The 9,599-nt window shown below is 72.2% G+C and carries 8 protein-coding genes and 1 pseudogene; 3 read left to right on the top strand and 6 right to left on the bottom strand.

Going from position 1 to position 9,599, the window contains the following annotated elements:
- The first annotated feature begins 182 nt into the window (after positions 1–182).
- Positions 183–947, top strand: coding sequence for a hypothetical protein (locus tag VF665_RS21560; RefSeq protein WP_331055536.1), 765 nt, complete (start codon positions 183–185; stop codon positions 945–947).
- Positions 948–966: 19 nt separating this feature from the next.
- Positions 967–1,437, top strand: coding sequence for an SRPBCC family protein (locus VF665_RS21565; protein ID WP_331055537.1), 471 nt, complete (start codon positions 967–969; stop codon positions 1,435–1,437).
- A gap of 141 nt (positions 1,438–1,578) precedes the next feature.
- On the opposite strand, the gene VF665_RS21570 is transcribed toward VF665_RS21565, so the two are convergent.
- From VF665_RS21570 to VF665_RS21595, 6 genes are all read right to left on the bottom strand, one after another.
- The gene (locus VF665_RS21570; protein ID WP_331055538.1) at positions 1,579–2,361 is read right to left on the bottom strand and encodes a L,D-transpeptidase; all 783 of its coding nucleotides are present in this window, start codon (positions 2,359–2,361) and stop codon (positions 1,579–1,581) included.
- Positions 2,362–2,424: 63 nt separating this feature from the next.
- Positions 2,425–3,258, bottom strand: a complete 834-nt coding sequence (gene nudC / locus VF665_RS21575; RefSeq protein ID WP_331055539.1) for an NAD(+) diphosphatase — start codon at positions 3,256–3,258, stop codon at positions 2,425–2,427.
- 1,105 nt (positions 3,259–4,363) lie between these two features.
- Positions 4,364–5,401 carry a hypothetical protein gene (locus VF665_RS21580; RefSeq protein ID WP_331055540.1) on the bottom strand — a complete coding sequence of 346 codons (1,038 nt, stop codon included), beginning with the start codon at positions 5,399–5,401 and terminating at the stop codon, positions 4,364–4,366.
- Between the two features lie 105 nt (positions 5,402–5,506).
- Complete coding sequence (locus tag VF665_RS21585; protein WP_331055541.1) at positions 5,507–5,902, bottom strand: cupin domain-containing protein; 396 nt, start codon at positions 5,900–5,902, stop codon at positions 5,507–5,509.
- 92 nt (positions 5,903–5,994) lie between these two features.
- A complete protein-coding gene (locus VF665_RS21590) occupies positions 5,995–8,280 on the bottom strand; it encodes a hypothetical protein (protein WP_331055542.1) in 2,286 nt (761 codons plus the stop codon).
- A gap of 109 nt (positions 8,281–8,389) precedes the next feature.
- Positions 8,390–9,100, bottom strand: coding sequence for a glycerophosphodiester phosphodiesterase (locus tag VF665_RS21595; protein ID WP_331055543.1), 711 nt, complete (start codon positions 9,098–9,100; stop codon positions 8,390–8,392).
- 316 nt (positions 9,101–9,416) lie between these two features.
- Here VF665_RS21595 and VF665_RS21600 point away from each other — a divergent pair.
- Positions 9,417–9,599, top strand: a pseudogene (locus VF665_RS21600) (hypothetical protein); the annotation flags it as partial.

Consider the following 9,599-nt stretch of genomic DNA (forward strand, 5'->3'; position numbering starts at 1 on the left):
GCTCTGGTGAGAGCCATGGCCCATCCCGGTCATCCGGCCGATGCCCGTCCGCACGCGGACGACGAGATTGGGGGCGAGAGCGTGAGCGGCGGTGCTCGCCCGATGTCCGGAACCGCACGGAATCTCATCGGCCGGGAATCCTCGATCCACATCCCGCATCACCTCTCCCCGTAGAGCAGACGATGGCCACCAGCAGACCCATCCAGTGCCCCTCCTGCGGATTCCAGATCCAGGCGGAGGACATGAACCTACAGACCATGGCGGCGCGCTGCCGCGTGTGCCACGTCCTGGTGGACCTCCGGCCCGGCGCCGACGCCCAGCCGCTTCCCGCCACGGGCCGGCGCGACAGCCTGAACGGGGCCGTGCTGCAGGAGAACGGAACGCTCGCCGCGGCGCTGCCCCTCCCCGTTCCGCTGCCGCCGAATCTGTCGGTGGAAACGGTGGGCGGCGAGCTGCGCATCGAGCGGCGGTGGTACGCGTGGACGGCCTTTCTGATGGTGTTCTTCTGCGTGATGTGGTTCGGGTTCCTGGCCTTCTGGTACGCCATGGCGTTCGCGGCGGGGAGCCGGCTGATGATGCTGTTTCCGCTGATTCACGTGGCCGCCGGGCTGTTCATCGCCTACACGGCGGCGGCGATGTTCGTCAACCGCACGCGCATCGTGGCGGGGCGCGGGCGGCTGACGGTGCAGCACGGGCCGCTGCCGTGGACGGGAAACCGCGACATCAGCACCAGCGTGCTGCAGCAGCTGTACTGCAACGAGCAGGTCAACCGCGGCCGCAACAGCACCACCATCACGTTTGACGTCATGGCGCGCACCACGGAAGGCAGGCAGCTCAAGCTGGTCACCGGCCTGAACGACCGCGACCAGGCGCTGTACATCGAGCAGGAGATCGAGCGCCACCTCAAGATCGTGGACCAGCACGTCGCCGGCGGCATCCGGCGCTGACCCGCACCCCGCACCAACCATGGCCAGGATCGACGTATCCGTCACGGAACCGGTGGATGCCCCCGCGGAGATCGCGTACGGCATCCTGACTGATTATCGCGAAGCGCACCCCAGCATCCTTCCGCGCTCCAACTTCGGCGCGCTGGTGGTGGAGGAGGGCGGCCGGGGCGCGGGGACGCTGTTCACCGTCCCCATCAAGGAAGGCCCGCGTATGCGCACCCTTCGCATGCGGGCATCGGAGCCGGAGCCCGGCCGCGTGCTGATGGAGCGCGACGTGGATTCCGACCTGGTGACCACCTTTACGGTCGATCCGGTGGAGGGCGGCGCGCGCTGCACGGTCACCATCCGCACCGCGTGGACGCGCGGCGGGCTGCGCGGCCTGGTGGAGGGCTTCGCCGCGCCGCGGCTGATGCCGCCCGTCTTTCGCGCGGAGATCCGCAACCTGGAAGCGCTCGCCAGGCGCATGGCGGCCGCCCCCGTCGCCGGATAGAACGCGCCATCCAGCCGGGACGCGAGGGCGCGCCGCGATCGTCATCCGCCGTGTTCCGCAGAAACGTCCGGGGCGCGCCGGCAGACAGAAACGGCCCGGGAGCGACGTGCTCCCGGGCCGTTTCTGTCGACGGAGGAGCGATCAGGCGCCGCTCTTGTCCTTGCTCTTGCCCTTTTCCCCGCCCTCGGAACCCTCGTCCGATCCGCTCCCGCTTCCCGACACCACGCGGATGGGGATGGGATTAGGGATGGCGACGTCCACGCGCTCGCGGCGGTTGGCCTGCACGCGCTCGTACCACGCCGGGTCCTTGCCGGCGCCGCCCTCTTCCATCACCATCCGCGCCAGCGCAATGGCGTCACTGTTGGCGATGCGGATGGAGCCGTGCGAGGCCGCCTTGCCCAGCGAGCCGGGCTGGTTGGTGCCGTGAATGGAGCGCGGCGCGTCGTACACCAGCTGCGCGCGGCCCAGCGGGTTGTCCGGATCGCCCGGCTCCTTGGGCTCGCGGTCCTCCGCCCACGACTGCTCCGTGGGCGGAATCCAGCGCGGGTTCCACACCACCTGCCCGATGGTCCACTCGCCGGTGCGGGTGGGCCACTCGCGCGTCCCCACCGCCACCTTGTGCGTGGACACGCGCTCCTCGCCGCGGTACACGTACAGCTCGCGCTCGGCCACGTTCACCTCCAGCCGCAGGTTGGAGGGCGGGGTGGCCGGCTGCGCGGGCGGGGCAGCGGGGGCCTGGGCCGGAGGCATGGCGGCGGGCGCCTGCGCGGTGCCGCCCGCGGGGGCCGCGGGCGCGGCGGTCGTCGTGGTGGTCTGCGCGGTCTTTTCGCCGCCCTCGTCCCCGTCCTTGACCACACATCCCTGCAGCGCCAGCACGGAAAGCGTCATTGCGATTCCGGCGGCACTCTTCAGCAATCGTTTCATGCACGTCTCCTGGTGAGCAGCGTTTGGGGCGCCGGATCTAGCAAGGGCCGTGCACGGACGCGATCAGGCGGGCGGAGACCGTGGATCGCGCAGCGCCGCGGGGTCGCCGCCCTGCTCGCGCACGAACCGGTCGATCAGGGTGCGCGACAGGCTGAGCGGCGCGGGCACCATGGGAATCTCGTCCACGGTGAACCAGCGCGCCTCCTCGATCTCGCCCGGCTGCGGCACGATCTCGCCCCCCGCGTACGTGCTGGTGAATGCGATCATCACCTGGCTGGGAAAGGGCCAGGGCTGGCTCGCGACGTAGCGCACCTCCGCGATCTCCACCCCCACCTCTTCGCGCGCTTCGCGGATGCAGGTTTCCTCCAGCGACTCGCCGGGTTCCACGAAGCCCGCCAGCACGCTGTACATGCCGGGGGTGAATTGCGGGCCCCGCGCCAGCAGGATGCGGTTCTGGTGGATGATGGAAATGAGCACGGCGGGGCTGAGCCGTGGATAGTGCACGGCATCGCACCCGGTGCAGGCGCGCGCCAGCGGCTCGGGGCCGGGCTGCGTGGGCGAGCCGCAGCGGCCGCAGAACCGGTGCGCGCGGTCCCACTCCAGGATCTGCGAGGCGCGCCCGGCCATGCGGAACTCGTCCGCGCCGAGCACCGCGTGCAGGCCGCGCAGCCCGCGGAACTCCATCCCCTCCGGCGCGTGTGCCTCGCCCTCCACGGCCAGCGCCACGCACTCCGCCCCGCCGACGTCGCCGGCCGGGATGGGCGTTCCGGCGTCGAGCAGCGTTGCCACCTCCCGCCCGCGCGGCACCCGAACCGCGTCCGCATCCACCCGCACCAGCATCTCGCCCCCGCGAAACGCAAAGCAAAGCGCGTTCGCCGAAGATTGCAATTCCGCCATCAGCGCCTGTCGTGCGTGGTAGGAGTCGAAGAATCTGCTTGCTGCCGAGCCAAGGTCGCGGCACGCGCTACAGCCCGGCGTCGGACGAGCAGCCATGCGAATAACCCGTGCTCGCCTCGCACCTCGGCGCTTGGGCGTCATCCTGAGCGGAGCGCCGCGACGGACGGTCAGCGGCTCCAAACCGTGGCGAGGAGTCGAAGGATCCCGCCGGGACTATCGGGTGCACCATGGCTGCGCGGCGTGCCCGATTCTCCCTGCCGCGCCGGACGGTGCGCCGCGTCCCACGCAGTCACTCGTTCATGGGCGTGGTCCGTGGCGGGATCCTTCAGTCGGCGCCAGACTCGGAGCGCTCGGAGAGCTTCGGGCGGCGCCTCCTTCAGGATGACCCTCGTGCTCCGGGGTGATCGGCAGGCAGAGCCGCTGACACACGCTCCACGTGCTCGCAAGCTATTGGACGCAACCACTTTCCGTCACGGCGGCGCGGCACGTTCCACCCCGCATTGGAGAGGTTCCCGTGCGGAAGACCCGTGCTCGCCTCGCACCTCGGCGCGTGGGCGTCATTCTGAGCGGAGCGCTGCGCCGGACCGTCAGCCGCTCCAAACCGTGGCGCGGAGTCGAAGGTCCCGCCGGGACTATCGGGTGCACCATGGCTGCGCGGCGTGCCCGATACTCCCGGCCGCGTCGGACGGTGCGCCGCGTGCCACGCAGTCACTCGTTCATGGGCGTGGTCCGTGGCGGGATCCTTCAGTCGGCGCCATACTCGGAGCACTCGGACAGTGTTCGGTGGCGCCTCCTTCAGGATGACACTCATGCTCCGGGGTGATCGGCGGGCAGGGTTTCCCAACACGCTCTCAAGATCTGCTTCCCGCCGAGCCAACGTCGCGCAACGCAGACGGACTCCCCGCACAAGCATCCCTGAGCAACCTTATCCGTCTGCGAGAAGGGTTGAAGGCCAGCGCGATTCGGAGCATCATTGAGGCGCAATTCCTCGGGCCGTCCTATACCGTCGCGACAAGCGGCGGCAAGTCCGCGAGGTGTCGGACGCCCGGTCGCTGCTGCGGCCGGGCGTCTGCGTTTGGGTCCTGACCCGTGCGTACGCGGAGCGCTACTGGCGCGCGGGGGGCGTGAGGAGAATGGCGCCGCGGCGGCCGGTGCCGGGGTCGGTGCCAATGGCGGCGATCTCGCCCTGATCGTCGATGCCCACCGCCTCCTCCACCTGCCACGGCGACCCCGGCTGCAGCCGCTCCGTCAGCAGGTACTGCCGCCCGCCGCCGCCCCAGGCTACCGCGCGGTCCGGCCGCCCCAGCGACAGGTCCGTGCGCGCCGTGCCCACCACCAGCCCCTGCCGGTTCACCCCGCGCACCTCCACCCGCGTGCCGGGAATCACGCTCAGCGCCCGCACCCGCGTCCGGGGACGCCACAGGAACGGCTCGCCCTCATCCACCTTTCCCGCCACGCGCGCGTCGGAGCTCACCGCATGACCCCGCCGCCGCGGCGACACGCCGGGCCGGGGCACCTCCAGCCACTCCCCCTCGCGCAGCAGAAACACCCGCCGCTCCGCGCAGACCAGCTCCGTGCAGGCGGAAAACGCGTTCACCGCCACGCTTCCGTCATTCGCCACCCCCACCGCCTCGCTGGCCGTAGCGCCGGGCGGCAGCAGCTCCCGCAGCCCGCCCCGCTCCCGCACGAACGCGCGCCGCCGCGGCTCCAGAAAGGGCGCGGGATTCACGGTCCCCACCACCACGCCGCTCGCGTTCACGTCGCGGAACTCGTACGGGCGCGCATCCGCGCGGCCCAGGTCGTCGGGGTACGACCAGCCGTACACGTCCTGCGCGCACCGCACGATGCCCACCACGTAGAAGTTGGACGTCGCCAGCGCCTCGGAAAGGCACCCGGCCCCCGGCTCCGGCCCGATGGCCGTGAACGACCCGTCGCGCCACTGCACCGCGCGCGACCGGGCGGGAAAGTCGGCGCGCCCCACTACGACGCCGGTATCCACGTCCGCGGGAATGAACGCCGTGGCCCCCGCCGGGGTGCCCAGGAACTCTACCCCGTACGTCTCGGGCCGCACGGGCCCGCTCGGGGACCGGTTGCAGCCGGCGGCCAGCACCACCGCCACCAGCGGGACGAGACTGCGCTTCATCGACGGTCGTAATCAGGAAAAGGGGGATGAACAGCCGCCGGATGCGGCACAGCCCGGACCGCGCGCGGCCCGGGCTGTGGTCCCCGCACGAATGCGGCGGACGGCTCAGGCGTTGGCCGTTTCCTCGGGGCGGTAGTCGTCGCCCACGGCGGAAATGGTGATGAGCAGCGCGCTTTCTTCACCGGCGCGGATGTCGTGCGCCTCGCCGGGGCCAAAGAACAGCACCTGGCCGCGGTCCAGCGTGTACTCCTGCCCGCCCGCGCGGAAGCGCAGCGACCCCTCCAGCACCTGCAGCGTCATGGGGCTGTCCGCGTGGTGCACGCCGATCTCGCTGTCCTTGGACATCACGGTGAGCGTCAGGCGAAAGCGGCCGCTCTTGGCCAGCGTGCGCCCGGCCCGCCCGCTGCGGCGGTAGGGTTCCTCCGCGCGCAGGGCGGCGATCTGCTCGTGAAGGTCAAAGGCCAGCACGGGTCCCGCGAGGGGGCGGTTGATGGAGGACATGTCCGGCTCCGGTCCTGGTCAGGTGGTTCGTGGTCTGGTCGCGCAGCGTGCATCCAGCGGCGGTCCGCTCGCAAGGACGGGACCGCCCGCCCTCAGAATGTCGCCACGAAGCCCGCGTACCACTTCCCCTCGCCGCCGTCGCCCGGCCACACGTACTCCACCGACACGGCGTCCTCAAAGAAGCTGAGCCCCGTGCCGTAGGACGAGCGCACGCCGTCCGTTTCCCGCGCGCCCAGCCGCGCCAGCGCCTCCGCCGAGCGGTCGTTCACGCCCGACCACCCCGCGTCGCCGGACACCACGATGGCCGGCCGCAGCGGCGGCACCAGGAACCCGCCGATGCGCAGCAGCGGCTCGCTGGTGTACGGCGGCAGGTTCAGCAGCAGCCGGCCGCGCCCAAGCACCGCGCTGGTGCCGCCGAACTCGTTGCGCGCGTACCCGCGCAGCCCCTCCACCCCGCCAAAGCGGTACAGGAACTGGGGCGGCACCGTGCCCAGCACCGTTCCCGCGTCCGCCCGCCCCACCAGCGTCAGATAGCGCGACGGCACACGGGTGGAAACCAGCGCCGTGGCGCGGGTGATGGCAAAGTCGCCCAGCCCCTGGTCCGCCGTGAGCTGCGCAATGAAGCCGCGGCTCACGCCGAACGCGCCGCTGCCGCGGGCGTAGCGCAGCGTGGCCTCCGCCGCGGCGTGCGTCCCCGGCTGCGCCGCCGCCACCAAGGGAAAGTCGGCCGCCGTGCCGAAGGCGTAGCTGCCCGTGTTGCGCGTCACCGAATCGTGCCGCTCCACCCGCCCGCCCAGCCGCGCCAGCCAGTTCCCCGCGCGCCGCGTGCCGAACAGCTCCGCGCCCGCCGCGTCGTAGTAGTCGCGCACGTCGTATCCCGCCAGCGCCGCGCTGAGCGTGTACCCCAGCTCGAACTCCACGGGTGGGCGGAACGACGTCATGTCGCGCAGCCGCCGGTACACGCCCGCCGTGGCGGAGTAGCGCGCCCCCGGCTCGCGCGAGGTGGCGTCCGGGTGCCAGCTGCCGATCAGCTCGCCGCGCGCCGTCCCTTCCGAGAACGCGTAGCCGGCGTGCGCGTAGACGTCCCAGTCGCGCCGGTCCGGGTCCGCCGGCTGCACCCGCGCGCCCAGCCCCAGGAACGCGCCCTCCACCCGGTTGAAGCGGAACAGGTGGTCGCTCTGCCGGTAGCGCGGCACGATCTGCACGCCCCGGGTGCTTCCCGGCGGGCGCACCACGCCGCGCAGGTCGGCAAAGTCGGCGATGTCCGTGACGTCCGTCTCGTCGCCCACGCCGCGCCACCCCGCAAAGGCGCCGTTCTCCAGCCGCCACACCAGGCGCGAGCCGGCGGCCTGCGGCGTCCACCCCTGGTTGAGCTGAAAGTCCGACAGCATGGTGACCAGGCGGATGGCGGCGGCCCCGCCCAGCAGCGGCGACGACACCTGGATCTCGCGCCGCTGGCGGTAGGGGAGCCAGTACCGGCCGCCCACCAGGCCGCTTTCCAGCTCAAAGAAGACCCCCGTCTCCGTGATGGCCAGCGCGCCGCCCCGCTCCACGAAGCCGAAGCGCGCCCGGGCGATGGCCGCGCGGTCCACGTCCACGTAGAAGGTGCCCGCCACCAGCCGGTTGTCGCTGGCCTCCTGCAGCTTGCCCGGCCGCGGCCGCACCGTGACGGGAACCAGGGACAGGCGCCCCTCGCGGGTGGTCACGCGCACCGTGTCGCCCGCCGTGTAGCGGTAGAAGTCGATCCCCCGGAACGAGAACGGGTGAATGGCGCGCGCCACCCGCGAGCGGTTGGCGGGGGTGGCCGCCAGCGAAAAGATGTCGATGGTGTTGCCGTACAGGTGCGGCACGATCCACGGCGCCTCCAGCATGCTCCCCACCGTGTACGGCGTGGGCGCCAGCAGGCGGATGCGGTGCCCCTGAATGGTCTGCTCCACGGCGCCGCCCCGCGCCCACCGCACCTCTCCCGCCAGCTCGTCCACCGTCACGGGGATCTCGCCCCCCTGCGCCGTGTCGGAGCGGATGGAGAGGTAGATGGCGCTCCGCATGTCGGCCAGGTAGTCGTCCAGCCCGGCGGGCACGGTGCTCCCCGACTGGATGACGCGGTTCACCAGCGCCTGCGTCTGCGCCGAATCGAACACGCTGTCCGTCTCCGGAAGCGCGGCCACGGTGTCCGGCCGCGCCGGAATCCACGGGCGCGTGTCGGCGGGCGGAGGCAGGTCGCGCGGCACCGTGATGCGCACGCTGTCGCGCCGCGTCGTGGGCACGCGCGCCGTGTCCCGCGGCTGGCCGATGCGAATGGTGTCGCGCTGCGCGGCGCACAGGGCGGGGGACGCCAGCGCCAGAAGCGCCGCGCCCGCGAGAATGCGGATGTTCATTCCTTGCCGATCGCGATCCGGCGCGCCCCCACGGCGCGCTCGCGTCCCCTGCGGGGCAAGCGCCGCGCCAGCATCCACTTGCGTGCGCACGGGCGCGTCCGGCCCCGTGTCACCCCCGCTCCTCGCGCAGGATGCCCGCCGCCAGCGCGGGAAGATTGCTGATGATGGCGGTCACGTTCGCTCGCACCAGCTCGCGGATGCGCTCCGGCTCATCCACCGTCCACACGATCACGCCCAGCCCGGCGGCCCGCATTTCGTCCAGAAACGCGGACGTCGCCAGCCGGTGGTGGGGACACACCCCCTGCACGCCCAGGCTCTCCACCGCCGCCCGCACGTCGTCGTCCCACCACTCGGTCAGAAAGAAGCGTGCGGCGTGCGGCGCGATCTGCCTTACGCGGGACAGGATGGCGGGGTAGAAGGACGAGAACACCGTCCGCTCCTGCCGCCCCGCCGCCATCATGGCCGCGACCGCCGCCTCCTCCGCGCCCGGCGACTTGATCTCCACGTTCACCCACGCGTCCGTTTCCGCCGCCCACGCCGCCACGTCGTCCAGCCGCGGCACCGGCTCGCTCCCCGCCCGCAGCTGCGCGATGCGCGCCCAGGGGAGCGCCGCCACGTGTCCCCCGTGGCCGGTGGTGCGGGCCAGCGTGGGGTCGTGGATCAGGACGGGGACGCCGTCGATGGACGGCTGCACGTCCACTTCCACACCGTCGGCGCCCTGCCGCACGGCCAGGCGGCAGCTTTCCAGCGTGTTCTCCGGCAGTTCCCGCGGCGCGCCGCGGTGCCCCAGGATCAGCGGGCGGGACGGAAAGTCGGGCATGGTTCTCCGGAGCGGCGGCGGCAGGGTACCCGCTCCAAGCTACGCCGCACCCGCCCCGGAGAGCCACCCTCGCCCGCCACGCACAAAGCGGCCACCGTGTGACACGACTGTGCGCGCGGCAGCGCCTCAGGCCCGCGAACCACACCTCAACCACCTCCATCCCAATCGTCTCCCGCCATCCGCCGTGCGCGCGCCGGCCCGGGACGGCTCCGGCGCGCCGCACGAGAAAGTGTACGAAGTAAACAGGGTGCGCTACAATGCTGGGGGACGGAGGTCATCCGCCCGCCACTCCACCCCCGCACGGGAGATCCTGGACATGCGCATCCTTCGCGTCACCCTCGCCGCCGCCCTCGTGGCCGCCGCGGCCGGCTGCACCCGCACGGACGGCCTTACCGCGCCGTCGGGCGCGGCGAGAGAACGGGCGGTTCCGCCCCCGCCCGCCCTTCCGCTGGACCCCGCCACGCAGGGCGCGGAGGACGGAACGGAGCTTCCCCCCGCG

It is taken from the genome of Longimicrobium sp. (genome assembly GCF_036387355.1).
In the GTDB taxonomy this organism is placed as follows: domain Bacteria; phylum Gemmatimonadota; class Gemmatimonadetes; order Longimicrobiales; family Longimicrobiaceae; genus Longimicrobium.